Origin of the sequence: Reyranella sp. (assembly GCF_965229815.1) — a bacterium.
Taxonomy (GTDB): Bacteria; Pseudomonadota; Alphaproteobacteria; order Reyranellales; family Reyranellaceae; genus Reyranella.
Genome location: NZ_CBDDJN010000008.1, coordinates 553,544 through 578,013 on the forward strand (window position 1 = coordinate 553,544; position 24,470 = coordinate 578,013).

Annotated in this window: 22 protein-coding genes; 12 read left to right on the forward strand and 10 right to left on the reverse strand. The window is 69.1% G+C overall.

Features of this window, described 5'->3' with window-relative positions:
- The first annotated feature begins 17 nt into the window (after window positions 1-17).
- The 3 genes from ACO073_RS30105 to ACO073_RS30115 are packed head-to-tail and all read left to right on the forward strand — an operon-like array spanning window position 18 to window position 2,319.
- Window positions 18-1,616 carry an FAD-dependent oxidoreductase gene (locus ACO073_RS30105; protein WP_422003108.1) on the forward strand — a complete coding sequence of 533 codons (1,599 nt, stop codon included), beginning with the start codon at window positions 18-20 and terminating at the stop codon, window positions 1,614-1,616.
- On the forward strand, window positions 1,613-1,831 hold the full coding sequence (locus ACO073_RS30110; RefSeq protein ID WP_422003110.1) for a DUF2783 domain-containing protein: 219 nt from the start codon (window positions 1,613-1,615) through the stop codon (window positions 1,829-1,831). Before ACO073_RS30105 ends, ACO073_RS30110 begins: the two co-directional genes overlap by 4 nt.
- Window positions 1,828-2,319 (forward strand): GNAT family N-acetyltransferase, encoded by a 492-nt coding sequence (locus ACO073_RS30115; RefSeq protein ID WP_422003111.1) that lies wholly within the window; start codon window positions 1,828-1,830, stop codon window positions 2,317-2,319. Before ACO073_RS30110 ends, ACO073_RS30115 begins: the two co-directional genes overlap by 4 nt.
- Window positions 2,320-2,385: 66 nt before the next feature.
- Here ACO073_RS30115 and ACO073_RS30120 read toward each other — a convergent pair whose 3' ends face one another.
- Window positions 2,386-2,901 (reverse strand): thioesterase family protein, encoded by a 516-nt coding sequence (locus ACO073_RS30120; protein ID WP_422003113.1) that lies wholly within the window; start codon window positions 2,899-2,901, stop codon window positions 2,386-2,388.
- A gap of 6 nt (window positions 2,902-2,907) precedes the next feature.
- Window positions 2,908-3,399: a thioesterase family protein gene (locus tag ACO073_RS30125; protein ID WP_422003115.1), complete on the reverse strand. Its 492-nt coding sequence runs from the start codon at window positions 3,397-3,399 to the stop codon at window positions 2,908-2,910.
- Between the two features lie 92 nt (window positions 3,400-3,491).
- On the opposite strand from ACO073_RS30125, the gene ACO073_RS30130 reads away from it, so the two are divergent.
- Window positions 3,492-4,235 (forward strand): SDR family NAD(P)-dependent oxidoreductase, encoded by a 744-nt coding sequence (locus ACO073_RS30130; RefSeq protein ID WP_422003117.1) that lies wholly within the window; start codon window positions 3,492-3,494, stop codon window positions 4,233-4,235.
- 22 nt (window positions 4,236-4,257) lie between these two features.
- Here ACO073_RS30130 and ACO073_RS30135 read toward each other — a convergent pair whose 3' ends face one another.
- The 4 genes from ACO073_RS30135 to ACO073_RS30150 form a co-directional block, all read right to left on the reverse strand.
- Window positions 4,258-5,787, reverse strand: a complete 1,530-nt coding sequence (locus tag ACO073_RS30135) for a ComEC/Rec2 family competence protein (protein WP_422003119.1) — start codon at window positions 5,785-5,787, stop codon at window positions 4,258-4,260.
- A gap of 83 nt (window positions 5,788-5,870) precedes the next feature.
- Window positions 5,871-7,100: an MFS transporter gene (locus ACO073_RS30140; RefSeq protein WP_422003121.1), complete on the reverse strand. Its 1,230-nt coding sequence runs from the start codon at window positions 7,098-7,100 to the stop codon at window positions 5,871-5,873.
- Window positions 7,097-7,468: a DUF4406 domain-containing protein gene (locus ACO073_RS30145; protein ID WP_422003123.1), complete on the reverse strand. Its 372-nt coding sequence runs from the start codon at window positions 7,466-7,468 to the stop codon at window positions 7,097-7,099. The genes ACO073_RS30140 and ACO073_RS30145 overlap by 4 nt, the downstream gene beginning before the upstream one ends.
- Window positions 7,465-8,181, reverse strand: a complete 717-nt coding sequence (locus ACO073_RS30150; RefSeq protein ID WP_422003125.1) for an alpha/beta fold hydrolase — start codon at window positions 8,179-8,181, stop codon at window positions 7,465-7,467. Before ACO073_RS30150 ends, ACO073_RS30145 begins: the two co-directional genes overlap by 4 nt.
- A gap of 84 nt (window positions 8,182-8,265) precedes the next feature.
- Between ACO073_RS30150 and ACO073_RS30155 the strand changes: the two genes are divergently transcribed.
- A complete protein-coding gene (locus ACO073_RS30155; RefSeq protein ID WP_422003127.1) occupies window positions 8,266-9,384 on the forward strand; it encodes a glycosyltransferase family 4 protein in 1,119 nt (372 codons plus the stop codon).
- Between the two features lie 203 nt (window positions 9,385-9,587).
- A complete protein-coding gene (locus ACO073_RS30160) occupies window positions 9,588-9,881 on the forward strand; it encodes an acyl carrier protein (RefSeq protein ID WP_422003129.1) in 294 nt (97 codons plus the stop codon).
- Between the two features lie 16 nt (window positions 9,882-9,897).
- On the opposite strand, the gene ACO073_RS30165 is transcribed toward ACO073_RS30160, so the two are convergent.
- Genes ACO073_RS30165 through ACO073_RS30175 form a run of 3 tightly spaced genes read right to left on the reverse strand, consistent with a single transcriptional unit; the run spans window position 9,898 to window position 14,512 of the window.
- Window positions 9,898-10,833 carry a dimethyl sulfoxide reductase anchor subunit family protein gene (locus tag ACO073_RS30165; protein ID WP_422003131.1) on the reverse strand — a complete coding sequence of 312 codons (936 nt, stop codon included), beginning with the start codon at window positions 10,831-10,833 and terminating at the stop codon, window positions 9,898-9,900.
- A 26-nt stretch (window positions 10,834-10,859) separates the two neighbouring features.
- Complete coding sequence (locus ACO073_RS30170) at window positions 10,860-11,597, reverse strand: 4Fe-4S dicluster domain-containing protein (RefSeq protein WP_422003133.1); 738 nt, start codon at window positions 11,595-11,597, stop codon at window positions 10,860-10,862.
- Entirely contained in the window at window positions 11,597-14,512 is a 2,916-nt protein-coding gene (locus tag ACO073_RS30175; RefSeq protein ID WP_422003135.1) for a molybdopterin oxidoreductase family protein, read from the reverse strand. The genes ACO073_RS30170 and ACO073_RS30175 overlap by 1 nt, the downstream gene beginning before the upstream one ends.
- Window positions 14,513-14,621: 109 nt before the next feature.
- Between ACO073_RS30175 and ACO073_RS30180 the strand changes: the two genes are divergently transcribed.
- From ACO073_RS30180 to ACO073_RS30205, 6 genes are all read left to right on the forward strand, one after another.
- On the forward strand, window positions 14,622-15,662 hold the full coding sequence (locus tag ACO073_RS30180) for a hypothetical protein (RefSeq protein ID WP_422003137.1): 1,041 nt from the start codon (window positions 14,622-14,624) through the stop codon (window positions 15,660-15,662).
- 129 nt (window positions 15,663-15,791) lie between these two features.
- Window positions 15,792-16,598: a M48 family metallopeptidase gene (locus tag ACO073_RS30185; RefSeq protein WP_422003139.1), complete on the forward strand. Its 807-nt coding sequence runs from the start codon at window positions 15,792-15,794 to the stop codon at window positions 16,596-16,598.
- Between the two features lie 118 nt (window positions 16,599-16,716).
- The gene (locus ACO073_RS30190) at window positions 16,717-20,295 is read left to right on the forward strand and encodes a 5'-nucleotidase C-terminal domain-containing protein (RefSeq protein ID WP_422003141.1); all 3,579 of its coding nucleotides are present in this window, start codon (window positions 16,717-16,719) and stop codon (window positions 20,293-20,295) included.
- A 95-nt stretch (window positions 20,296-20,390) separates the two neighbouring features.
- The gene (locus ACO073_RS30195; protein ID WP_422003143.1) at window positions 20,391-22,133 is read left to right on the forward strand and encodes a dihydroxy-acid dehydratase; all 1,743 of its coding nucleotides are present in this window, start codon (window positions 20,391-20,393) and stop codon (window positions 22,131-22,133) included.
- Window positions 22,134-22,278: 145 nt separating this feature from the next.
- Window positions 22,279-22,764, forward strand: coding sequence for a hypothetical protein (locus ACO073_RS30200; protein WP_422003145.1), 486 nt, complete (start codon window positions 22,279-22,281; stop codon window positions 22,762-22,764).
- Between the two features lie 128 nt (window positions 22,765-22,892).
- Entirely contained in the window at window positions 22,893-23,234 is a 342-nt protein-coding gene (locus ACO073_RS30205; RefSeq protein WP_422003147.1) for a hypothetical protein, read from the forward strand.
- A gap of 12 nt (window positions 23,235-23,246) precedes the next feature.
- On the opposite strand, the gene ACO073_RS30210 is transcribed toward ACO073_RS30205, so the two are convergent.
- Window positions 23,247-24,398, reverse strand: a complete 1,152-nt coding sequence (locus tag ACO073_RS30210) for a sugar ABC transporter substrate-binding protein (protein WP_422003149.1) — start codon at window positions 24,396-24,398, stop codon at window positions 23,247-23,249.
- Window positions 24,399-24,470: the final 72 nt, after the last annotated feature.

The following is a 24,470-nucleotide window of genomic DNA, read 5'->3' on the forward strand; positions in this document are numbered from 1 at the left end:
TCGCGGTCCGGAAGACGATGAGCTCCTACACCTATCGCCACTACCCGTACCGCCGGCCGCCCGAGCTTGACGGAACGGGATCGCGACGGCCGGTCGTCATCGTCGGCGCCGGGCTGGCCGGGCCGACATTGGCGCTCGCCCTCGCCCTGCGCGACGTGCCCACGATCGTCCTCGACGAGGACGACACGGTGAGCGTCGGCAGCCGCTCGATCTGCCAGGCTCAGCACAGCCTCGAGACCTGGGACCGTTTCGGCGCCGCCCGGCAAATGGTCGAGAAGGGGATCACCTGGGAAGAGGGCGAGGTCTATCTCGGCGACCGGCCCGTCTATCGCTTCAACCTGCAGCCCGAGCCGGGACACAAGTTCCCGGCCTTCGTGAACCTGCAGCAGTACTACGTCGAGGAGTATCTCTACGAGCGCTGCCTCGCCGATCCGCGCGTCGACATGCGCTTCCGGAACAAGGTCGTGGGCGTCGCCCAGCACGGCGACGTCGTGACGGTGGAGGTCGAGACGCCGGACGGGCGCTACACGCTGGAGACCGACTGGCTGGTCGCCTGCGACGGCGTGCGCAGTCCGGTCCGCCACATGCTGGGCCTGCCCTTCGAGGGCGAGGTGTTCCACGACCAGTTCTTGATCGCCGACATCCGGCTGATGGACGAGCTGCCGAAGGAGCGGCGCTTCTGGTTCTACCCGCCGTTCCATCCGACCAACTCGGTGCTGCTGCACCGTCAGGCCGACAACGTGCTGCGGGTCGACTTCCAGCTCGGCCGCGACGCCGATCCGGAGGAGGAGCGGAAGACCGGGAACATCGACCGCCGGCTGCGGCAGATGTTCGGTCCGGACGCGCGCTGGGAGCACGAATGGAGCTCCGTCTACACCTTCGCCTGCCGGATGATGGAGCGCTTCGTCGCCGGGCGCGTGGTCTTCGCCGGGGATGCCGCCCACGTCGTCTCGCCCTTCGGGGCGCGGGGCGGCAATGCCGCCGTCGCCGACGCCGACAACCTCGCCTGGAAGCTGGCGCTGGTCCTGTCGGGAGAGTCGCCGGCCTCGCTGATCGACAGCTATTCCAGCGAGCGCGTCGCGGCGGCGCGCGAGAACATCCTGAACTCCACGCGCGCCACCGACTTCATCACGCCGAAGTTTGCGGCGGCGCGCGCCTTCCGCGACGGTGCCCTGTCGCTGGCCCGCGACTTTCCCTTCGCCCGCGCCCTGATCAACAGTGGCCGCCTGTCGAAGCCCACCGTGCAGGCGGGCTCGCCGCTCGACACGCCGGACCGCGACGGCGACTGGCACGGCGGCCCGGGGCCGGGCCGGGCCATGCCGGACGCACCGGTCGGGCGCGAGGGCGGACGCGGCGGCTGGCTGATAGACCGGCTCGGCCGCGACTTCACCCTCCTGACGTTCGGGCGGGTGATGCAGCCCGTTGCGCCGCTGCCGGAGCGCGTGACGCATGTTGCCGTGACCGGAACCGGGCTTGCGCGCCAGCGCTACGATGCGCGGCCCGGCACGACCTATCTCATCCGCCCGGACCGCTACGTGGCGGCGCGGTGGCGCGCGTTCGACGCGGCCTCCGTCGCCGCCGCCGTGCGTCGCGCCATGGGCAAGGAGGCTGAATGAGCGATTCCGGCGACAGCGGCGGGACGAAGGGCGCGCTGCGGCGCTCTCTCAACCTCGCCCGGCCCGACGAGATCTACAACGCCATCGTCGATGCCCATAAGGGGCTGAGCGACGAGGCGAGCCGCGCCTTCGACGCCCGGCTGATCCTGTTGCTGGTCAACCATATCGGCGAGGAGGCGGCGATTCGCGAGGCACTGAAGGCGGCGGCGGAATGAGCCGGCCGTCGCCCGTCAGGGTGCGGCCGGCGACCGTCGACGACGTCGATCTGCTGCACCGCTTCTCCGTCGACCTCGCGACCTACGAGGACGAGCCCGATGCGGTGACCTCGACGCCGCAGACCCTGGCGCGCGACGGCTTCGACAAGGACCCGCAGTTCGCGGCGCTGATCGCCGAACGCGACGGCAATCCCGTGGGCTTCCTGCTCTACACCTTCAACTATTCGGTCTGGACGGCGGCCCGCGGCGTCTTTGTCGAGGATATCTGGGTCGTGCCGGCGGAACGCCGCGGCGGCGCGGCGCGGGCGCTGATGCAGGCGCTGGCGCGCGAATGCGTGGCCAAGGGCTACAAGCGCATCGACCTCAACGTGCTCGACTGGAATCCCGCCCGCGGCTTCTACGAGCGCCTGGGCTTCCGCTGGATCCGCACCTGGCTGCCCTACCGCCTGAGCGGCGAGGCGCTGGAGACGCTGGCCTCGTCATCCTGAGCGCAGCGAAGGATCTCATGCCGGTTGCAAGCGGCGATGAGGTCCTTCGCTGCGCTCAGGACGACATCACCTTTTGGTCAACCCCATCACCCTTCCGGCCTTGGCGGGCTTAGGCAGGTCCTTGTGCGTCGTCCAGAGCTCTTCCAGGCGCGAGGCCACCGGCACCGGCCACGGCGCCGACCGCCGGCTGGCATAGTCGATGTTCATCACGATCGTCTCGTTGGTGGCCGCGAGGTAGCCCTGTTCGGCGTGATACATTTCGTGGAAGAGGTGGACCTTCTTGGCGTCGCGCGCCAGCAGCTGCGTCGTGAAGCGCAGCGGTGCGCCCTCGCGCAGCTCGCGGTCGTAGGTGACGTGGGTCTCGAGCACGAAGGTCATGCCGAGCTTGCCGTCGACGTAGCGCCGGCCGAGCCCCATGTTGCGCATGAAGGCCCCCGACGCCTGGTCGAAGGCGGTGACGTAGAAGGCGACGTTCATGTGGCCGTTCCAGTCGACCCACTGGGGGAGCACTTCGGATGTATGGGTGTCGAGAGGCGCCCGGGTGACGAGGTCGGGCAGTTCATACGGCAGTGACTCGAGCATACGCGATTACTTCCTCTTGATTCCGATCAGGCGTCCGGCCTGCGGCGGCACGGGCAGGCCCCTGTGGGCGGCGGCGAGCCGGTCGAGACGCTCCATCGCCCAGTCCGGCCAGGGCGCCGACCGGCGGCTGGCATGGTCGATGTTCATCAGCATCAGCTCGTTGGTCGCGGCGAGGTAGCCCTCGGCCGCGTGGTACATGCAATGGATGTAGTGCACGCGCTTGGCGTCGTGGTCGAGGATCTGGGTGGTGATGCGCAGCGGATCTCCCTCCTTGACCTCGCGGTCGTAGGTGACGTGCGCCTCGAGCACGAAGGTCATGCCGATCCCGTCGCGCGTGTACTCGTAGCCGCAGCCGAACTGGGTGCAGAACGTGTCGGTCGCCTTGTCGAACGCCACGACGTAGTAGCCGACGTTCATGTGGCCGTTCCAGTCGATCCACTCAGGGAGGACGGTGCCGCGATGGCGATCGAGCGGAGCGGCCAGATCGAGTTCGGTCATGGGGTAGGGAGGTAATTTCATGCGGGCGGACCGTAGCGAAGCCGGTGCCCGCATCGCAAGTTCCGCGCACCGTTGTCGTTGCGAGGATTGCCATGGCGCAGAAGAAGAAGGCCGTCGTGCTGGGAGTCGGGGCCGAGAAGGGGCTGGGTGCCGCCGCCAGCCGCCGCTTCGCCCGGGAGGGCTATCACGTGCTGGTCGCCGGCCGGACCGAGGCCAAGATCGCGCAGGTCGCCGACACGATCCGCGGGGCGGGCGGCGCTGCGACGCCGGTCGTCGTCGACGGCACGAAGGAAGACGAGGTGATCGCACTGTGGGACCGGGCGATGGCCGAGGATGCCGACGGTGCGCCGGTCGACCTCGCGGTGTTCAACATGGGCAACAACGCCGCCGTCGACATCCGCGAGATGACGGCCCGGCATTTCGAGGAGTCGTGGCGCGTCGGCTGCTTCGCCGGCTTCCTGTTCGGGCGCGAGGCGGTGCGGCGGCTGGCCCCGCTCGGGCGCGGCACGGTGATCTTCACCGGCGCCTCCGGCTCGCTGCGCGGCCGGCCGCGCTTTGCCGCCTTCAACGCCACCAAGGGCGGGCTGCGCCTGCTGGTCCAGTCGCTGGCCCGCGAGTTCGGGCCGCAGGGCCTGCACATCGCCCATGCCATCATCGACGGCGGCATCGAGGGCGAGCGGCTGATGTCGCGCATGCCCGACCGCAAGGAGAAGGCGGGTCCCGACGGTCTGCTCGACATCGACGCGATCGCCGACAGCTACTGGCACCTGCACACCCAGCACCGCAGCGCCTGGACCCACGAGATCGACCTCAGGCCCTACAAGGAGCCGTTCTGACCGATGCGACGACCGCGGAGGGTTAGGCTCGAAGCACTCGCTGGGGAGTCGGCGACCCTATCCCGTCCAGCGCGTACGCATAGGCTTCCTTCATCTTGACGTTTGCGCTGTCGGTGTAGACGAGCAGGCGCTGTCCGTCCGTCCGCGTCTTGACGAGGCCGAAAGCGGCTCGGCTGAAAGAGAAGAACGTTCCGCGTTTCTTGTCTTTCCTGGGGTCGGTCAGGCGCGCGTTTCCCTCCATGGCGAAGAACGCGATGAGTTCGGTGACGAACACCAGCGGCTCTGGGATACGCGACCACTTTCCGAGCGCTCCCATGAGGGTCGACCGTGGGTGTATGTATTCCTTGCGAGCGCTTTCGTCGCCGCTGGAGACGATGCTCACGATCGGAGAGACCGCCTGAATGAAGGCGCCGGAGAAGTCGGCCGAGCCGTGGTGTGGTACTTTGAATACGTCGCCCTTGAGATTGAGGGTTCCCTTGTTGTGCTCGCGCGTCAGGAAGCGGCCGGCCTCGTCGTTGAGGTCTCCCGAGAACAGGTAGCTGAAGCCGCCATATGTCATGCGAAAGACGACGGAGTGCCCGTTTATCGTATGGGAGGCCGAGAATCCGCTCGATTTCAGGTCGGTGGTCTCGAGCGATTCATGGCCGACGCGCGGTCCCTTTGGCGGGCTGCCGAGGAATTTCAGCGCGGGTTTCCCGCCGATCGTTTCGGTAATCGGCCCCAGAATCTCGACCCGGATGTTCTCGTCCTTGAGGAAGTCGAACGCATCGTCGTCGCCGAATGCGAGCCGCTTGAACTTGATCTTGTCGCGCTTGTTGTATGCCTTGAGGGCCTGCGTCCAGGTCTTGAACGGCTCGTTCATCTTGTCGTCGGGAACCGTGAGCAGATTGTCGACGAGCCCGACCAGGTAGACGTCCTTGCCGATGGTCCTCGTCGGTCCCAGGAGTTCCTTGTCCGGGACCTTCTTCTTGTTGCGCGTGCTGGGGCCCTTGACGATGCCGTTGTGATAGACGCGCTTGGGCTGGATGAACAGCCGCTTGCGGCTCTCCGAATGCGATTCTGACTCGAAGATCTTCGGGAGGCCGACGAAATGATCGGCATCGCCATGAGTCACGAGGATGCACTCGACGGGCTGGGGGCGCGTGATCGACGTACCTCGGAAGCGCCCGGCGAGGTAGCGGGCGAACAGCTGGTTGTCGCCGCCGTCGACGAGGATGATCTTGCCCGCTGGCGATTCGATGACCGAACCATCGCCCTGCTGAACATCGACGAAATTCACCTTGAGGACGCGATTGTCCTTTCTCGGGATCACGACATCCGAGATCTTGATGCCGGAACTGGCGGTCGGTTTGATGTAGCCGGTGGTGGTGCTCGGGACGATGCTTCCGTCGTCCGCCTCCTCGAACACCGTCAGTTTGACCTCGAGCAGATTCTTCGACGTCTTGCCGATCGTGACTTCGTCACCCCAGGCCAGTGTTCGAAGCAGCTTCTTTCGGTCCTTGTCCGCCCACACATCGGCGAGGTCGACATTGATGACGTGTTTCGCTGGCATGCTATCCCCCGATAGGCGCCCTGAGCGTCACTACAACCTATAATTGCATTAAACCATATAAAATGCAATCGCTCGGGGCCTTGTCAGGCCTGGCCCGCTCGCGCGCTTCCGTACCAGCGCGCCATCCATTCCATGGCGACCCAGGTGAGCAGCGATCCGGCGAGCAGGCTGTAGACGGCGGACTGCCAGCCGACCATGTCGACGATCAGGGCGAACAGCGCGGGCGAGAAGGCGTTGACCAGCAGGATGGGCGTGGCAATCAGGCCCAGCACCGCGCCGTAGCCCTGGGCGCCGAACAGGGCGAGCGGAACGGCGCCGCGCACGATGGTGACGACGCCCTGCGAGGCGCCCAGCAGCAGCGTGAAGGCGACCAGCAGCCAGAGCTCGCCGCGGGCCAGCATGAGGATCAGCAGCGCCGGCGGCAGCACGCCGATGGCGATGCGCGCCACCGTCATGGCCTTGAGGTTGCGGCCGAAGAAGATCTCGACCAGCCGGCCGCCGAACTGGCCGTGCCCCTTCAGGGAAGCGACCCACACCGCCGTCGCGCCGGCAAGGCCGGCCGCCTCGAGCAGCGGCACAAGCTGCAGGGAAATGACACCGAACACGAAGCCGTTCAGCGACATGATGAGGGCGAACAGCGCGATGCCCACCGTCCGCCGCCGGCCCTGCAGCACCGGGCCCTCCGGTGAGGCCGGCGTCGGACCGGCTGCGGGCGCGGCCGTTCCCGCCTCGCGCTTCGACAGGCCGAGCCAGTTGAGCGGCAGGCAGACGACGAGGTTGATGGCCGCGAACAGCATCAGCGTCCCCCGCCAGCCGTAGGCGGCGTTGAGATAGTGGCCGACGACCCAGAACACGGTCGAGGCATAGGCGCCGTATAGGGTGAGGTAGGAGATGGCGGCGCGGCCCCGGCTCGGCACGGCCTGCACGAGGGCGGCAAAGGCGGCATCGTAGAGGCAGAACCGCATGCCGACCCCGATCACCGCCCAGGCCAGGAAGTAGGTGATCACCTCGCGGACCTGCGAGAGGCTGAGCAGGCCGGCCGAGACGATGATCGTGCCGGTCGACATCACCGCACGGGCGCCGAACCGGTCGATCATCCGGCCGACCGTCGTCGAGATCAGGCCCATCACCACCAGCGCGATCGAGAAGCCGAGGAAGATGGAGCTGATCGCCCAGCCGGTGTCGGCGGCGATCGGCTTGGCGAGGACGCCGAGGCAGTAGTAGCTGGTGCCCCAGGCGGTGATCTGGGTGATGCCGAGCGCGTTGACCGACCGCACCAGCGGATCCGACCGCCAGCGCTGCCAGCGGCTCATCGCCGCCGCTCCGGAATGTCCGACAGGTCACGGAAGATCCGCTTTCCCAGGCGCGTGCCGGTCTCGACCATGTCGTCGGCTCCCGCCGACGGGCCGCCGATCCGCAGGACGGCATCGCACTTGGCGATCAGCTCGCGGGCCACCGGGTGGAAGATCTCGTCGAACACGGCATCGCCGGTCTTCCTCGAGCCGGCGTGCCGGAGCAGCGGCAGGGCGAACCATTCGCCCAGCACCGGCAGGTGGCCGCGGCGGAACACCTGCAGCGCCATGTCTTCCATGGCATCGACATTCTTCTGGATCAGCACCGGATCGTCGTTGGTGCCCGACCGGTAGGGGCCGGCCACCAGGATCATGAGCTGCGCCGTCACGCGGGGATCGCCAGCAGCTCGCGCGCCACGAGGTCGGGCGCGGAGATGATGCAGTTGTGGCCCGCCTCGATCGGCCGGTAGCGCACGTGCGGCATCGCCTGCACCTTCTCGTGCATGCCGGCGGAGACGGGATAGCGCGGACTGGTGCAGGCGATGTAGGTCATCGGCCGGCCGTTGCCGGCGGGATGATCGAGCCGGATCGGCTTGGTGTAGCAGGCGAGCGGATGGGGCGTGAGCTGGCGATGCGTCCAGGCGGCGAGCGCCGGATCGTCGATGATCAGGCTGCCGACCGGGGCGAAGGGCAGGACCTCGGTGCCGTTCACCACCTTCACGAGCTTGCGGCGCTTGGCGACGATCTCGGGCGGGATGCGGCCGAAGATCGACTGCCCGTCCTGGGCGATGCCGCCGTCGACGATGACCAGGTGGGCGATGCGGTCCGGAATGCGGTCGACCACCAGCGTGGCGATCAGGCTGCCGAAGCTGTGGCCGACCAGGGTGACGTCGCGCAGCTCGTCCTCTTCGAGGGCGGCGACGGTGTCTTCCAGGAACCGGTCGTTGTCGAGGTCCGGCGCCAGCTCGCCGGCCCGCTCGCCGACGCCGCGGAAGGGCAGGGCGCGGGCGTCGTGGCCGGCGGCGCGCAGACGCTCCAGCACGAATTGCCAGGACCATGCGCCCATCCAGGCGCCCGGCAGGCAGACATAGGTGCGCTTCATTGGCGGCTGTCATAGCACAGTCCGACGCCGGCGCGCGGGGCTGCTGAGGCGAACGCGACCGGCCTGTGCCAACATGAACGGGCGATGAGGTTCCTGTTCTTCACCGGCGGCTGGACCGCGGGCGGCATGGAAGCCGCCTTCCTGTCGTTGATGAAGGGCCTCGCGGCGCGCGGCCATTGCCCGGCGGCGGTCGTGAGCGGCTGGAATGACGGGCAGGTCCCGGGCCTGCTGCGCGACGCCGGCATTCCCCATCACGAGGTGCCGCTCGGTCGCCTCTACCTCACCAATCCCCTGTTCACCTGGCATTCGCTGCGCCACATGCCGGTGGCCCGCCGCCAGCTCCGGGCGATCGCCGCCGAGGTCCGGCCCGACTGGATCGTCTCGCCCGACGTGCAGACGCTCCTCCTGTCGGCCGGCCTGTTGCCGGGCCGGCGGGCGCTGTTCCTGCAGTCGCCACCCGAACGCCTGATGAGAAATCGCTGGGCCGGCCGCCTGCTCGACCGCCGGCTCGACCGCGTGCTTTGCGTCTCCCGCTTCATCGCCGAGGCGGCGCGCGCGACGCCGATCGATCCGGCGAAGCTGGCGCTGGTCCCCAATGGCGTGGCGCTGCCCGCCGACCGGCGGTTCGTCGCCCGCCGGCCGGTCCGGCTCGGCATCGTCGGCCGCATCGTCGAGCAGAAGCAGCACGCCGTCCTGATCGAGGCCTGTGCCCTGCTGCGGAGCCGGCTGCCGGGCGCCTTCCGGCTCGACATCGTCGGTCCCGAGGAGGGGGCGGCCGCGGCCGGCCTGGTGGCCCGCATCGAGGAGCTTGGCCTCGGAGACTGCGTGCGCTGGGTCGGCTGGGTGGCCGACCGCGAGCGGCTCTACGGCAGTCTCGACGTGGTCGTGGCGCCCGCGGTCGACGAGCCGTTCGGTCTCACCGTGCCGGAGGCCGGGGCCCACGGCCTGCCGGTCGTCGCGGCGCGATCGGGCGCCTTTCCCGAGCTCGTCGAGGATGGCGTCACCGGTCTCCTGTTCGCACCGCGCGACGCGGCCGACCTTGCCTGGGCCCTCGAGAGGCTGGTGGGCGATCCCGGTCTGCGCGAGCGGCTGGGCCGCGCCGGCCGCGCCCATGTCGCGGCGCACTTCGGCATCGGCACGATGACCGATCGCTTCCTGGCGGCGTGCGACGTCGGCGCGCCTCCGGTCGCGGGCGCTGCGTGACAATCGCCACAGACCGGCCGACGCGGCGCGCCTAGCGTGCCGCCAACGCCATCGTTCACATCGGTTCTTGTGGCAAAAACGTCACGGGGACCGGCGGAAGTGGAGAGCCTCTCTGCTCCGCCGTCGCGCCACGGCAACAAAAGGCATAATGGTTGCGTTGGGGCGCTTCGTGGGGACGAGCTTGTGAAGCGTAGGAGTGTGTGGTGAGCGACATCGCAGCAGAGGTCAGAGACATCCTCGTCTTCCATCTCGGCATCGAAGACGAGCGGATCACCGACGACGCGCGGCTGGCCAAGGATCTGGGCGCCGACAGTCTCGACCTGGTCGAGATCGTCATGTCCTGCGAGGAACGGTTCGACATCGAGATCCCCACCCGGGCTACCGCCGGGCTGGTCACGGTCGGCGACGCCGTCCGCTTCATCGATGCCCAGCTCGCCGCGGCTGCGGCGGCTCAGCCGGCGCGCGGCCACGCCAGGACCTGGCTTTCCCTCCGCTGACGCCGCGACGAGGGTGTCAGGCCGTCGCCGCGCCGTAGTAAAGCGTGACCACGTGGCGCGCCTCGGCGAAGAACAGCCAGCGCTCGACGAACACACCCAGCATCGCCAGCAGCGCCGCCAGCAGGGCGGCGGCGACGGAAACGGGCCCTGACGCGAAAAGCGGCACCAGTGACAACAGTGCGGGCAGGGCGAAGCCCAGGCCCAGCGCGATCGAGCGCAGCCGGGCGGCGTGCTTGCGGGCGACCTCGAAGCCCATCTCCTTCAGCAGATAGTTCTCCGACGTGTGCGGCGCCTCGAACAGCCGCACCGTGCCCAGCCGGTCGAGCCCGGTCGCGGTGCCCGCGGTGCTGACCGACGGCGCCGTGTCGATGTGGCGCCAGTAGGCGAGCTTCAGGAGGGCGGCGAGCGCCGTCGCCGCCACCGCGAGGACCGACAGCCAGGCCTGTTCGGTGAAGGGCAGGGTGACGACGGAGAGCCAGAGGCTGCCGGTCATCAGCGAGAGGGCGAGATAGTTCGGCAGCACCCAGACATTGTGCCAGCGCGGGATGGGCTTCAGCGAGCGATAGATCATCGCCGTGCAGACCACGGTGGCGACGGCGCCGAGAGCGGCCAGCAGGCCGAGCGCCGCCGACACGTCGCGCAGGAACAGCCAGGCGGCGCCGAAGAGGATCGCCGGGACATAGGTGGCGACGGCCATGACGCCTTCGCGCGACAGCCAGGAGCTGCGCCATTGCGAGAAGGCACGCCAGGCGCGCTCCTTGTGGCCGAGATGCAGGACGGACGACAGAAGGCCCACCGTGATGGCGCCCAGCGCCAGCACGAGGCCGACGAGCGCGAACAGCGGGTCGCGCGGCAGCAGGCCGGGCGGCGCCAGAAGGCCGAGCAGGGCCAGCAGCCCGTAGCCCGCGCCCGAAAGCGTCGTGAAGAAGATGACCGAAAGGGAAGGATGCACGACTTACCGACGGGTCCGGAGGAGGGTCATTGCGACAGGAGGCGGTCCAGCCAGCCCAGCAGGCCGCCGGGCTGGGCCGGGGTCGCCGGCGCGAGCGCGGTCGGGGCGTCCTCGGCGACCTTGCGTGGGCGCGGCGGCAGGTACTTGTTGGTCGGCCGGTAGCCCATCTCCGGCATCAGGTCGTAGCCGCCGCGCTCGGCGACCAGGCGCGACACGTCTGACTGCGGATCGCCGAGATCGCCGAAGTGGCGGGCCGTGGCCGGGCAGGTGGCGACACAGGCCGGCACGCGGTCCTCGGGCGCGAACGTCTCGTTGTAGATGCGGTCGATGCAGAGCGTGCACTTCTTCATCACGCCCTCGTCCTCGTCGAACTCGCGCGCGCCGTAGGGGCAGGCCCACGAGCACAGCTTGCAGCCGATGCAGAGATCCTCGTCGACCAGCACGATGCCGTCCTCGCCGCGCTTGAACGAGGCGCCGGTCGGGCAGACCGTGACGCAGGCCGGCTCGGCGCAGTGCAGGCAGGAGCGCGGGAAGTGGACGGTGCGGCCGCAGCCGCCATCGCCCGCCTCGAACGTATGGACGCGGTTGAACCAGACTCCGTCGGGTCCGGCGCCATAGGGTTCGAGGTCCGTGAGCGGCGCGGCGACGCCGCCGGCGTTCCACTCCTTGCAGTTGACCGCGCAGGCATGGCAGCCGACGCAGATGTCGAGGTCGATGACCAGGCCCAGGCGGCGGGAGGAGGGCGTCTCGGGAAGGCTGGTCATCAGCGGCCTCCCGCGGACACGTCGCCGCCGCGCCGCAACCGGCGCGGTCGCCGCGGCAGGTGCGGCGGCAGGGGCAGCGCCGGGAATTGCGGCTCGCTCACGCCCTCGCCGGCGCCGATCCGCTCGATCCTGACCCGCAGGTCGTACCACGCCGCCTGGCCGGTCACCGGATCGGCGTTGAAGTAGCGGGCCTGCCCTTCGCGCGGCGGCAGCAGTTCGGAGATGACGTGGTTGAGCAGGAAGCCCTGCTGCGACTCGCCGGCCCCCGGTGCGAGGTTCCACGCGCCGGCGCGCTTGCCGATGGCGTTCCACGTCCACACGGTGTGCGGATTGACGCCTTCCATCAGCCGGGCCCGGACCTTGATGCGGCCGTGATGGCTGGTGACGGAAACCCAGTCGCCGTCGGCGATGCCGAGCCGCGTGGCCGTCGTGCGGTTCATGTAGAGCGCATTGTCGCCGTGGATCTGGCGCAGCCAGGCATTCTGCGAACCCCACGAATGGTACATCGCCATCGGTCGCTGGGTGACGGCGTGCATCGGGAAGGCGTCGCGGTCGACCGACGCTTCCTCGAACGGCATGTACCAGAGCGGCAGCGGGTCGAAGTAGGTGGCGATGCGCTCGCGATGCTCCTCCGGCGGCCGCACGTCGCCGTGGCCCTGGGCGGCCAGCCGGAAGCGCTGCAGCACCTCGCTGTAGAACTGCAGGACGATCGGCTCGGCCTTGTCGATCAGGCCGAGGCCGGTGGCCCATTCGAGATACTCGCGATTGGCGTGCTTGAAGTAGCGGGCGCCCGCCGGCACCTCGGTGCGCCAGAAGCAGCCGTTCGCGACATAGGCATCGAGCTGGCGCTCGTTGATCTCGCCGATGCCCTGCTTGTCGCCGGCGGTGCCGCGGAAGCCCGCCAGCATGCCGACGCCGGGTTTGCGCTCGTGATGGACGAGGTAGTCGGCATAGCCGCCGGGATAGCGCGGGCTGCCGTCTTCCTTGACCAGGGCCGGCAGGCCAAGCCGCGCGCCGATCTCGATCAGCACGTCCTGGAAGGGCCGCACGTCGCGGTCCGGCAGCACCACCGGCTGGCGGATCGAATCGGCCGCTCCCTCCGCGTCGCAGATCGGCCGGTCGAGCAGCGAGATGCAGTCCCAGCGCTCGAGGTAGGTCGTGTCGGGCAGGATCAGGTCGGCATAGGCCACCATCTCGCTGGCATAGGCGTCGCTGTAGATGATGCGCGGAATCTTGTATTCACCGGTCGCCGGATCCTTGTCGGTCAGCATCTTGATGGTGCCGGCCGTGTTCATCGACGAGTTCCAGCTCATGTTGGCCATGAACATGAACAGCGTGTCGATCGGGTACGGGTCGCCTGCCCAGGCATTGTGGATGACCTGGTGCATAAGCCCGTGGGCGGCGATCGGCGCCTCCCACGAATAGGCCTTGTCGAGGCGGCGCGGCGTGCCGTCGGGATCGAGCAGCAGGTCCTGCGGCGAGGTCGGGAAGCCGAGCGGCGGGCCGGGCATCGGCTTGCCCGGCTGCACCTGGTCGGCCCGGCCGGCCGGCTTGATGCCGGGCGGGATGGGACGCGGGAAGGGCGGCTTGTAGCGGAAGGCGCCGGGCGTATCGACGGCGCCCAGGATCATCTGCAGCACGTGGATGGCGCGGCAGGTGTGGAAGCCGTTGGAATGGGCCGAGATGCCGCGCATGGCGTGCATGGCGACGGGCCGGCCGACCATGCGGTCGTGCTGGCGGCCGGTCCAGTCGGTCCACGGCTGCTCGATGGTGACGGTCTGCTCAAAGGCGGCGTGCGCGAGCTCGGCCGCGATGCGCCGGATGACGCCGGCCTCGATGCCCGTCTCCGCCGCCACCGCGTCGGGCGCGTACTGTGGATCGAGGCAGCGCTGTGCCACGAGATGGAAGGCGGGGACGGCGCTGCGCCCGTCGGGCAGGGTCACCTTGCCGGCGAGGCTCGGCTTGGCGTCCGGCCGATGCGGAGGGGCGACGGCGTTCAGGATCTCGTCGAACACCATCGGCTGGCCGGCCTCGTCGCGCGCGAACAGCCCGTCATCGGCCGCGCCCGGGGCCTGCACGACCAGCCAGGCGGCGTTGGTGTAGCGGCCGAGATACTCCTCGTCGATCTTGCCCGCGCGCAGCAGCTCCTGGATCAGCGCCAGAATGAGGAGCCCGTCGGTGCCCGGCCGGATGCCGATCCATTCGTCGGCGATGGCGGAGTAGCCCGTGCGCACCGGATTGACCGACACGAACTTGGCGTCGCCGCGCGTCTTCAGCTTGCCGAGGCCGATCTTGATCGGATTGGAATCGTGGTCCTCGGCGACACCGAACATCAGGAAGTAGCGCGTATGCTCCCAATCGGCCTCGCCGAACTCCCAGAACGAGCCGCCGACCGTGTAGAGGCCGGCGGCCGCCATGTTCACCGAGCAGAAGCCTCCGTGGGCGGCGTAGTTGGGCGTGCCGAACTGGCTGGCCCACCAGCCGGTGAGCGCCTGACTCTGGTCGCGGCCGGTGAAGAAGGCGAGCTTGCGCGGGTCGCTGTTGCGGATGGCGCCGAGCCAGGCGGTGGCGGTCGAAAGCGCCTCCTCCCACTCGATTTCCTCGTACTGACCGCTGCCGCGCGGGCCGGTGCGCTTCAGCGGCTTGCGCAGGCGGGCCGGCGAATAGTGGTTCATCAGACCGGCCGACCCCTTGGCGCAGAGAACGCCCTTGTTCACCGGGTGGTCGCGGTTGCCCTCGATGTAGCGGATGCGGCCGTCCTTGATGTGCACCTTGATGCCGCAGCGGCAGGCGCACATGTAGCAGGTGGTGCAGGAAACGCGGTCGGCGCTGGGAACGCTGAGATCGGGCGCGGACCGCCCCTCCGACCACTCCTGAACGCCCGTAGCACCCGTCTCGCTGACATCTTTCGGCATGGACCCTCCGCCACTGGAATATTCTCCGTATTTGCTTTCTGGAAGCAAATCTTTCGGCGGGGCCAGCGGAATTGCCGCAACATGTTCTCGCCGGGAAGCGGAGCTGCGATTGATTCGCGGCTTCGACACGGGCACTCTGCCGCCGGCGTTGTTGTCGGGCGGCTGCGAGGTGAAAGTGTCGTTGGCGCGTTGGTGGTGGCTCGTTGTCCTTGTGCTGGCCGGCGGATGCGCCAGCACCCAGTTGAACTACAACACGGCCGACCTCGCCTCGTCGCTGGCATCGCTGACGAAGCGGCAGATCTTCTTCAATCTTTCCCAGGCGATGGACGATCCCGACTTCGTGCCCTCGCAGGTCACGATCTCGATCGGCACCGCGCAGACGCTGAATTCGGTGACGCCGAGCCTGACCTTGCCGCTCGGTCCCACCCTCACCACCGCCACGCGCGTGACCGACGCGGGCCGCAATGCCGGCAACCAGTTCACGCAGCAGTTCGTGACCCCGTCTCCTGGCTTGGGCCTCCAGTTCGTCGATGCCTGGAACCAGACCTGGACGATGGTGCCGGCCAACTCGGCGAATCAGTTGCGGCGCCTGCGTGTCCTGTACCAGTTCGTCACCGGCACGCTGACCCGCCGGTCGGGCGCCGCGCCGCTCACGCTCGAGGAGGCCGAGAAGCTGTTCATCTGCGAGTACCCGATCCAGGCGCTGGCGGTGCCGTCCTCACCGCCGGGCGACAACGTCGCCTACGTGCTGGACGGCTGCCCGGACAATACGGGCACGCGGCGGGCCCGGGTCCACTACGCAGATCCGACCTTCACCCAGGGACCGAACTGCGTGCTCTGCGTCGACGACCTGAAGTCGAAGCATCCGCGCCTCGAGGTGAATCCGAACCTCAAGTACGCCTTCATCCATGCGGGCAGCCAGCGGACCGACGACATGGAGCGCATCGGCGGCTACGGGACGACGGACTTCTACGTCTGCGCCAAGCAAGGCGGCAACTGTCGCCTGGCACCGAACCAGGAGCCCTTCGATGGGCGCAGGGCCTTCAGCGACTTCGTGCTCTTCGTCGTCGAGGCCATGAGCCAGCCGGCGCCCGGCAGCGGGACCGGAAGGAGCACCGGCGGGGCCGCTTTCGTCTACTCGGTTCGCTGATCGCCGCCCCGTCGGCGCCGCGCGGTCAGCGGGCCGACATGGGGTTGCGGTCCGGCTGTGGAAAATTGACCGGCTCTCCCGCTCGTCGATAGAGTGTCGGCGCCCGCACACACTGACGCAAACGTTGCCGTGAACCGTCGTTCCTTCCTGACCTTGGCCGCGGCGGCCGGAGCCGGCGCCTGTTCGGGCGCCGTCCATCAATTGCCTCCGGTGAGCAGCCAGAGCCTCGGCCTGGCCCAGGCTGAAGTGGCGCGGGCGGGACCGCCGCGGCGCCATCATGTCAGCGATGCGGAAGTTGACGAGGTGCTGGCGAGCGCGCTGCAACGCATCCGGCCGGCCGCGAGCACCCTCTGCCGCGAGATGAGCGTCGGCGTCTGCACCTGGCGCTTCCGGGTCTCCGACGATCGTTCGCTCAACGCCAGCGCCGGTCCCGACGGGCTCATCGTCGTCAATCGCGGTGTCGTCGAATACGCCGACAACGAGGAGCAGGTCGCGATGGTCATCGCCCACGAGATCGGCCACCAGATGGCGGATCACGTGGCCACGGGCCGGCGCAACCAGGTGGTCGGCGCGGTGATCGGCGCCGTCCTGCTCGGGGCGCTGGGCGCGGCGGCCTCGTCGGGCGGCTACAACAGTTCGGCGATCACGCAGCAGGCGGCGAAGACCGGCGCCGACGTCGGCGGCGCGGTCGGGCGCATCTCCTTCTCCAAGGAACAGGAGCGCGAGGCCGACTATCTGGCCGCGCTGATCCTCTATCGGTCGGGCATCGACCTCGACAAGGCGCGCGGCTTCCTGGTGACGCTCGCGCGCTCGTCGGGCCGCCGCGAGACCGGCATGCTCGACACCCATCCCGCGGGACCCGAACGCCTCGCGGCGTGGGACCGTGCCGTTGCCGAGGTCCGGGCCTCGCGCGGCCGGCTTCCCCAGCGCGCCTGACTCGCCGCGGCCGGGCCCTCGCGAGGCCGCCGCTGCAATAATATTGCGGGGTTAATGACAATAGTTCTCGTCGCCCTCATGATGGTTCCGGGGAGCAGGAGCTTCTGGGGCAGGGGGCATGACGACAGCGCCGTCCATCGTGACGGACACCGATCGCGTCGAGTTCAGGACTTCCGATCAGAGCATGTGGAGCAGCGGCACCGCGCTCTCCATCAACGACAGCTGGACCCTGTTCAGCCAGAGCTTCGCCGATTCCTTCTCGACCTTAGACGGTGACCTCTCGGCCTCGGTCAACGCCAGCGCCGGGCTCGTCCTGAAGGTCCAGGGCACGACGGGCGGCGTGTCGCTCGACTATCCGATCGACGTCGCGTTCACGCTGCCGGACGCCGTCGCCTCGGGCCAGCAGTTCACCATCGGCACGTCCAGCAACGGCGTGGTGGGCGGCAATCCGCACTTCACCGCGACGTTTCCGGAATTCGATGTCCGCCTCGACGCGCTGTTCGATCTCAACTTCTCGCTGAACTTCAGCTCCGACCTGCTGGGCTCGGATTCCGTCGCCTATTCCTACGACAAGACGATCCCCCTCATCTCGCTGCACTCGGGCGAGAGCAAGCATCTCGCCGACGGGTTCGATCTCTTCCTGCCGCGCGACTACGATCACGACCAGACCACGGAGCAGGTCGGTAGCGACCAGTCGGTGACGCTCGACGTCGCCACGCCCGACTTCGCATCGGTGACGGTCGACCTGATCTCGGTGGTTGAGGACATTCTCGGCCCCGAACTGCCCTCGCTCTCCGGCAGCTTCCTTGACGGACTGATCCAGTACGACCTGATCTCGACCAACCTGACCGCCGGCATCGCGATCGCCCAGCAGTTCACCTTCGTGCCCTCGAGCATCGAGGTCGACATCACGGCTCCATGGGGCGCCCGCGCGACGGTGGCGCTGGGCACCCCCGTCACCTTCGAGATGCCGCGCAACTGGGGCGGCTCGGCCGACCTGTCGGTGGTCTACGTGATCTCCGGCAACCTGGTGAACCAGACCGGCTTCGTCGGCAGCGCCAGCCTGACGGTCGACGCGCTGTCGGGAAACGTCGACGATCTCGGTGGCTTCGGACCGCTCTACAGCAACACCTTCGATCTCTACTCCGGCGACCCGGTCTATGTCGTCAACCCCGGCGGTCCCGGCGGCTTCGCGCTCGACGGCTTCAACAGCCCGGACCATTCCGTCGAGGTGCGACACGGCAGCGGTGCCGCGATCGGCCCGGGTGACGTCGCGATCGACCTGTCGGGCTTCTCGGCCAACGACGCCGCGGCGATCCAGGCCGTCATCGGGTCGATTCCTGCCGCGACGACCTCGATCTATGACCCGGTTGCCGGCACGGGCTCGCCGGGCGGCGAGCACGGGGCGCTCAACGTCGAAGTGCTGCATGGCGGCGGCTCGGGCAGTCTGGGGCCGGGCTTCGCGATCGGCATCCTCGCCGAGGCAGACGGGGGCGCCCTGACCGGCAGTGCCGAGGCCCGCGTGCTGGCCGCGGCGCCGGGCGCCGGCAGGTCCGCCACGCTCACCGCCGGCGGCAACGAGCTGATGGTGGCCGGTCAGGACGGCAACGTCGTGTTCAACATCAGCACCAGTTTCGGCGGCAGCATCGCGGGCCTCGAGGCGGGCGACACGATCAACGTCGGCGGCTGGACCGCCAACGAGGTTTCGCTGCAGGGCGGCACCCTCGTCCTCACCCATCAGTTCTTCGACTTCTCGACCTCGTTCGAGGTCGCGGTGTCGGGCGACCTTGCCAACGTGTCCTTCCAGATCGTCGACAGCGGCCTCGGCGGCACGCTTCAGGTCGCGGTGGTGGGAAATGACAGCGTCGTGCAGGGATTCTCGCAGGTCTATCTCGAGGGCGGCCGCGCGACGACCCGGTCGCAGGAGACCAACCTCGGCGACCTCGCCGCCGATTCGGCGATCCATGCCGCGGAGCGTGCGCTTGGCGCATCCACCGCCAGCCATCCGGTCGTCGGCCTGCTGAACGCCGCCGTCATCCAGTCGCAGATCGGGGACTTCGATGACGACGGACGGCCGATCGCGACGACCGGCAATGCCGATATCGGCAAACCCGGCGGCGCCGTCTCCCGGCAGGACATCGCCCAGGCCGTGCGTGGCGAGAAGATGATGGTGTTTGACACCACCGCGGCGGATCTCAAGGCCATCCTCGAGTATGCCGTCTCTGCAGGCACCGGTCAGGACCGCTTCCTGCAGATCGGTGGCATCCGCTACTCCTGGGATCCCGACTATGCGGCGGGTTCGCGGATCGTGAGCGTGGCGCTGGTCGACGATTCGGGAACGGTGACGGCGCGGCTGGTCGAGAATGGCGTTCTGCTCGCCCACGCGCCCGCCATCATCACGGTGGCGATCAACAACGTGCTGGCCAACGGCGCCGATGGCTTTCCGATCAAGGCGCATGGCGAGAATTTCCGCTTCCTTCTCGACGACTGGCACGTCGGCGCGATCGTCGACGAGAGCAGGGACTTCACCGCCGCCGACACGATCCCGGTCGATGCCCTCGATGCCCGCGAGGCGGTATCGTCCTATCTCGCGGCGGAGCACGACAGCAGTGCCGCGGCCTACGCCACCGCCGACACCGGGGCGGAGCAGGACATGCGCATCCAGAACCTGAACCTGCGCGACGATGCGGTGTTCAGGGGCGTCACGCACGCGGCGGGTGGCGACGGCGACCAGACGATCACCGGCTCGGCGGGCGACGATACGCTGGACGGCGGACCGGGCAACGACATGGTGAGCGGCGGCCCGGGCGCCGACGCGATCGACCTCGGGACCGGAGCCGATACGCTTCGCGACCGGCTGGCCGACCTGCACGGCGACCGGGTGTCGGGCTTCGGCTTCGACGACACGCTCGACATCCAAGGCTCTCTGATCGGCCGCGGCAGTCTTGGCGTGGTCAAGGACGAGGCAGGCGCGACATTCAGCGTCGGCGGCGTCTCCTTCCACTATGACGGCGACTTCTCGGGCGGCGACTTCATGACGGTGACGCGCGGCAGCGGCGCCGACGCCCACACGGTCGTGACCTTCCAGCCTTATCTGCCCGTGCTGCAGGAGGGTGCGCGGGTCGATCCGTCCAAGATCAACGGCATGCTGAACGAACCCTTCCTTACGGGCGACGGGGCGGTCTCCTTCACCCTCGAGCTCAAGTCGGCGACTTCGGCTTTCGCCAACATGCTGGGCACCTACAAGGTCGCGGCGGACGGCACGATCTCCGACGTCCACCTCGTATTCGCCAACACGCTCGCCGTGCCGGCCGCGAGCGCGACCGTGGCACTCGGCGCGCCGGCCGACGGGGTCCGGCTGGGCTTCTTCCTGGTGCAGGACGGGTTCGACCACTACGGCAGCCTGCCCGACGATTTCTCCTTCCAGGCGGCGGGCGGCGGTTCGGCGCATGTCGGGGACGGCCGGCCGCCGGTGCTGGTGAGCGCTAGCCGTGGCGTCCTGGGCGAAGTCCCGGTCTTCCATTCTTTCGCCGCCCTCAATCCCGACCATGCCAACCAGGTCCTGTCGGGCGTGGCGCCGGGGGGGCTCGAGCTGCTGATGGGCTTCGAGGACCTGCCGAGCACGACCGGCGACAACGATTTCCAGGACGTCGTCGTAGCCCTGCGCGTCGGCTCCGATCATCTGCTGATCATTTGAGGCACGCGTACCGCTGACCGGTCCGGCGCCGGGCGTTGCGGTGGTTCCCTGCCGGTCGGCCGTCTAACCTGCGGCAAACCACGGGCAGGACCGACATGACGCAGCAGGGCCACAAGAACAGCCAGGGCCAGGACAGCAGCACCTACTGGAAGCGGGCGCGGGTCGAGGTGCGCGCCGCGGGCTTCGATCCCGACCGTGCCGAGCGGGCCAACGCGGTGGTCACCATCGCCGGCGCCTGGACGAACGCCCACCGCTGCAACAACCGCGTGCGGACGCTGGCCGACATGCTGGTCGAGCTGGTCGGCGAGCGCGGCGGCCAGGGGCTGGTGGTCGGTGCGCCGGCGGTCTCGGATGCGCTGACCCAGGGCACGCCGACGGCGGGCTTCAGCCTGCTGTCGCGCGACGTGGCGGCCGACTGCTTCGAGATCGGCCATCGCGCCCATCACGGCGAGGCGATGATCGTGATCTCCGGCTGCGACAAGACCGGCGCGGCGGCGCTGATGCCGCTCGCGCGCACCAACGCCTTCGGCCTCGTCCTCTATCCCGGGACGAGCTCGCCCGGGAAGGTCGACTTCGGCCCGTGGGCGGCGAAGGGCAACAACCTGACCATCATGGACTGGGCCGAGGGCCGCGCGGCGCGCGAGGCCGGCCGGATCAGCGCCGAGGAGTTCGACGCGCTGGAGCGCAATGTCCTGCCGGGCAGCGGCACCTGCGGCGCCATGTTCACCGCCAACACGATGAGCACCATCGCCGAGGCGATCGGCATGATGCTGCCGCGCGGCGCCTCCCATCCCGCCGACTACCAGGCCGGCAGCGACATCCATGCCGACGTGCGCGCCCAGGCCCGCGCCTCGGTCGAGGCGCTCTACCGGCTGATGGAAAAGGGCATCCGCCCGCGCGACATCATGACGGAACGGGCGTTCGAAAACGCCATTTCCACCGTCTACGCCATGGGCGGCTCGACGAACATGTACCTTCACCTCCTGGCGATCGCGCGCGAGGCCCAGGTCCCGCTCAGCGTCGAGCGCATCCAGGCCGTGGGCGAGCGCATGCCGCTGATCGCCAACCTGCAGCCGCACGGACCCTACGCCATGACCAGCCTGCACGCGCTGGGCGGCGTCCCGGTCGTGATGAAGGAGCTGCTGCGCGCCGGGCTGCTGCACGGCGACGTCATGACCGTGACCGGCCGGACGCTGGCGGAGAACCTCGCCGACGTGCCGGGCCTCGACACGCTCGGCCGCCAGGACGTGGTGCGGTCCGTCGATGCGCCGATCGCCCCGCCGAACAACCACATCAGCGTGCTGCGGGGCAACCTCGCGCCCGAGAGCTGCGTGCTGAAGCTGTCCGGCAAGACGCTCGATAAGGGGACCTTCCGCGGCACCGCGAAGGTGTTCGACTCGGAAGCCGCGGCGATGGCGGCGATCCGGGCCGGCGAGATCGTGAAGGGCAACGTCGTCGTCGTGCGCAACGTCGGGCCGGTCGGCGGGCCGGGCATGCCCGAGATGGTGATGCTCACCATCCAGCTCCAGGGCCGCGGCCTCGGCGAGGACGTCGCGCTGATCACCGACGGCCGCTTCTCCGGCGTGAGCCACGGCATCCTGATCGGCCACATCTCGCCGGAGGCGGCGCGCGGCGGGCCGATCGCGGCCGTCCGCGACGGCGACGCCATCGTGATCGATCCGCAGGCGCGCACGCTCACGCTCGACGTGCCCGACGGCGAGATTGCGCGCCGCATGGAGACCTGGGCGGCGCCCGACCCCGCGCGCCTCGCGCCGGGATCGGTCCAGGCCAAGTACGTGCGGCTGGTGTCGTCCGCCCATCACGGCTGCGTCGTCTAGGACGGCACCGAATCATGCTCTTGGCCTCTGCCGCGATCCCCTGATACATCGGGCGGCATGGAAAGAGCGTTGGCGATGAGAGCGCAGCATCCCGCGGACGGCCCGGGCGCCGGCTCTGGCCACCGGCGCCGCGGCTAGGATTTCCGTGGTCGCGTACGTCTCCGCAGCTCTCGTCGTTCTTCTGACGGCCGGCGCCGTCGGGATCGCCCTCGGCGATCGCTCCTCCGCGCCGACCCCGCGCTGGCGGCTGGCCGCGCTGCCGGCGCTGCTGGCGGCGGCGACGCTGGTGCTGCTGGCGGTGCCGCCCTCCTGCGATCTCTGGGATCCCCAGGTCTGGATGCTCGGTCTCCTGGCGGGACTGGCGGGCGTCGCCCGCGGCGCCTTCGTGTCCCTCACCGTCGACCATGGGCAGGCGCGCATCCGGTTGCGCCGGGCGCCCGAAGCCGCGTGGCTCGCCGTCGTCGCCGCGCTGGTCGTCGTCGCCGACATCCTCGCCACGCCCGTCGGCATGCTGAGCTCGGCGTTCGTGCCGACCGCGGAACTCGCCCTGGTCGTGCTGGCGAGCTTCCTGATCGGGCGCAACTTCACGATGCTCGTGCGCAGCCGCGACATCCCGCACCACGACCTCTGATTTCCTTGGGGAAACAGGATCCGGCCGGGCTCGGTCTCCTCGCGAAACCGTGGCCGTCCGCAGCAACCGCCGTCCCGCCGAAGCGTTGATTCTGCGATGACAAATACCCGATACGGCTGGAGGCAGACATGAGCGTCAGCGAGCAGCGGCAGAAGGAAATCGAGGACAAGGCGCTCAAGGTGCGCAACGCCCGCAAGGCCGCCGAGGCTCCGGGGGCATCGGAGCGCGACAAGGCCGACCTGAAGATCATGGAGCAGGAGCTCATGGCAGAGCGCCAGAAGGCGCTCCATCAGAAGGAACCCGACAGGCCTGCGGGCGGCAAGGAGTCGATGGAGAAGAAGCTCGACTCGGCGCTGAAGGATTCCTTCCCCGGCAGCGATCCCGTCTCCTTCATCGAGGCGGCGCCGGTCAAGGAAGGCGACAAGGACCTGACCACGGTGAAGGCGAAGGAAGGGAAGACCCGGGACTGAACGCCGCCGGGTTCACCCGCTGCGCTCGGACGACCAGGGAAAGTTGAGGTACTGGTCGCGCGTGTCGTAGCAGATGCTGCCGTACATCCGGAGATAGGCGTCGCGCCGCGCCGGATCCCGCCACACCGCGGCGGGATCGGCGACGTCGGTCTCGTACCGCGCGAGGTTGGCCAGCGACAGCGCGAACGGCAGGATGTCCATGGCCTGGGGAACATGCTTGCCGTCGAGCCAGTCGGCCGCGTGCTGACCCAGCGCATAGCCGAACACCGGCGAGTTCAGGCTGATGCTGGCCTTGTAGGGGCCGCCGCGTCGGATCTCGCTCACCGCTTCCGGCTCGCCGTCGATGCCGCCGAGAAACTGGTCCGGTCGCGCCTTGCCGGCCGCGCGCAGTGCCGCCAGCGCTCCCAGCACCACGGTGTCGGCACCCAGTACGACGTCGACGCTCGGATGGGCGAGCAGGATGGTGCGCATGGCGGACTCGCCGCCGGCCTTGTTCACCGTCGGCGGCGACAGGTCGGCCACGATCGTGACCCCCGGAAGGGCGCCGAGCGTATCGCGCATGGCGACGAAGCGCGGCGCGAGGAACTGCAGGCTGTCGTGGGTCAGCAGGACCACGCGCGCCCGTCCGCCGAGCTGCTCGCGGATATAGGCCGCGGCCGCCTCGGCCAAGACCTTCCCGGTCAGGTACTGCGGGGCATTGAGGATTTCCGTCGCCGGCGGCGGCACGACCGAGCCGACGAAAGCCCCCGACCAGATCAGCTGCTGCAGGGCCGGGGCGAGACCGATCGCATCGACCGGGGCGGAGACGACGGCGCCCACCGCGGCGGCGCGGAACTGTCGGATCTGCTCGGTCTGCCGGTTGGCATCGTTGCCCGCCGCCGCGACCTGGAACGCGAGGCCGCGGTCGCGCGCCGCGAGGCCGAGGCCGCGGGCGACGCCGTTCATGAACTCGCGCTCGTTGTCCTGCGCGAAGCCCAGCATGCGTTGAAGCGGCGGCCGCCGGCACGGCGGCGATCCGGGCTGGAAGGGTGGCAGCACGCGCGGCACGGTGATGCCGGCGGGCCCCTGCAGGACGGCGGGAGCGGTCCCCTGGCCCAGCGCCGGGGCAGTCATCAGCAAGCCGGCCATCACGGCCAGGCCGCACTCGAACTTTCCCAGCCTCATATGCCCTCGTGTGCCCCCCAAGACGACATCGGCGGGCTGGACCGATGACGCCTCATTACACCCGTTGGCCGC

What these genes read in the sequence shown, in the direction of transcription:
- ACO073_RS30170 (WP_422003133.1), bottom strand. Translation starts at nt 11,597, where the DNA reads ATGACCAGCCTTCCCGAGACGCCCTCCTCCCGCCGCCTGGGCCTGGTC.
- ACO073_RS30175 (WP_422003135.1), bottom strand. Translation starts at nt 14,512, where the DNA reads ATGCCGAAAGATGTCAGCGAGACGGGTGCTACGGGCGTTCAGGAGTGG.
- ACO073_RS30155 (WP_422003127.1), top strand. Translation starts at nt 8,266, where the DNA reads ATGAGGTTCCTGTTCTTCACCGGCGGCTGGACCGCGGGCGGCATGGAA.
- ACO073_RS30190 (WP_422003141.1), top strand. Translation starts at nt 16,717, where the DNA reads ATGACGACAGCGCCGTCCATCGTGACGGACACCGATCGCGTCGAGTTC.
- ACO073_RS30195 (WP_422003143.1), top strand. Translation starts at nt 20,391, where the DNA reads ATGACGCAGCAGGGCCACAAGAACAGCCAGGGCCAGGACAGCAGCACC.
- ACO073_RS30115 (WP_422003111.1), top strand. Translation starts at nt 1,828, where the DNA reads ATGAGCCGGCCGTCGCCCGTCAGGGTGCGGCCGGCGACCGTCGACGAC.
- ACO073_RS30120 (WP_422003113.1), bottom strand. Translation starts at nt 2,901, where the DNA reads ATGCTCGAGTCACTGCCGTATGAACTGCCCGACCTCGTCACCCGGGCG.
- ACO073_RS30135 (WP_422003119.1), bottom strand. Translation starts at nt 5,787, where the DNA reads ATGCCAGCGAAACACGTCATCAATGTCGACCTCGCCGATGTGTGGGCG.
- ACO073_RS30205 (WP_422003147.1), top strand. Translation starts at nt 22,893, where the DNA reads ATGAGCGTCAGCGAGCAGCGGCAGAAGGAAATCGAGGACAAGGCGCTC.
- ACO073_RS30130 (WP_422003117.1), top strand. Translation starts at nt 3,492, where the DNA reads ATGGCGCAGAAGAAGAAGGCCGTCGTGCTGGGAGTCGGGGCCGAGAAG.
- ACO073_RS30105 (WP_422003108.1), top strand. Translation starts at nt 18, where the DNA reads ATGAGCTCCTACACCTATCGCCACTACCCGTACCGCCGGCCGCCCGAG.
- ACO073_RS30210 (WP_422003149.1), bottom strand. Translation starts at nt 24,398, where the DNA reads ATGAGGCTGGGAAAGTTCGAGTGCGGCCTGGCCGTGATGGCCGGCTTG.
- ACO073_RS30150 (WP_422003125.1), bottom strand. Translation starts at nt 8,181, where the DNA reads ATGAAGCGCACCTATGTCTGCCTGCCGGGCGCCTGGATGGGCGCATGG.
- ACO073_RS30110 (WP_422003110.1), top strand. Translation starts at nt 1,613, where the DNA reads ATGAGCGATTCCGGCGACAGCGGCGGGACGAAGGGCGCGCTGCGGCGC.
- ACO073_RS30125 (WP_422003115.1), bottom strand. Translation starts at nt 3,399, where the DNA reads ATGACCGAACTCGATCTGGCCGCTCCGCTCGATCGCCATCGCGGCACC.
- ACO073_RS30140 (WP_422003121.1), bottom strand. Translation starts at nt 7,100, where the DNA reads ATGAGCCGCTGGCAGCGCTGGCGGTCGGATCCGCTGGTGCGGTCGGTC.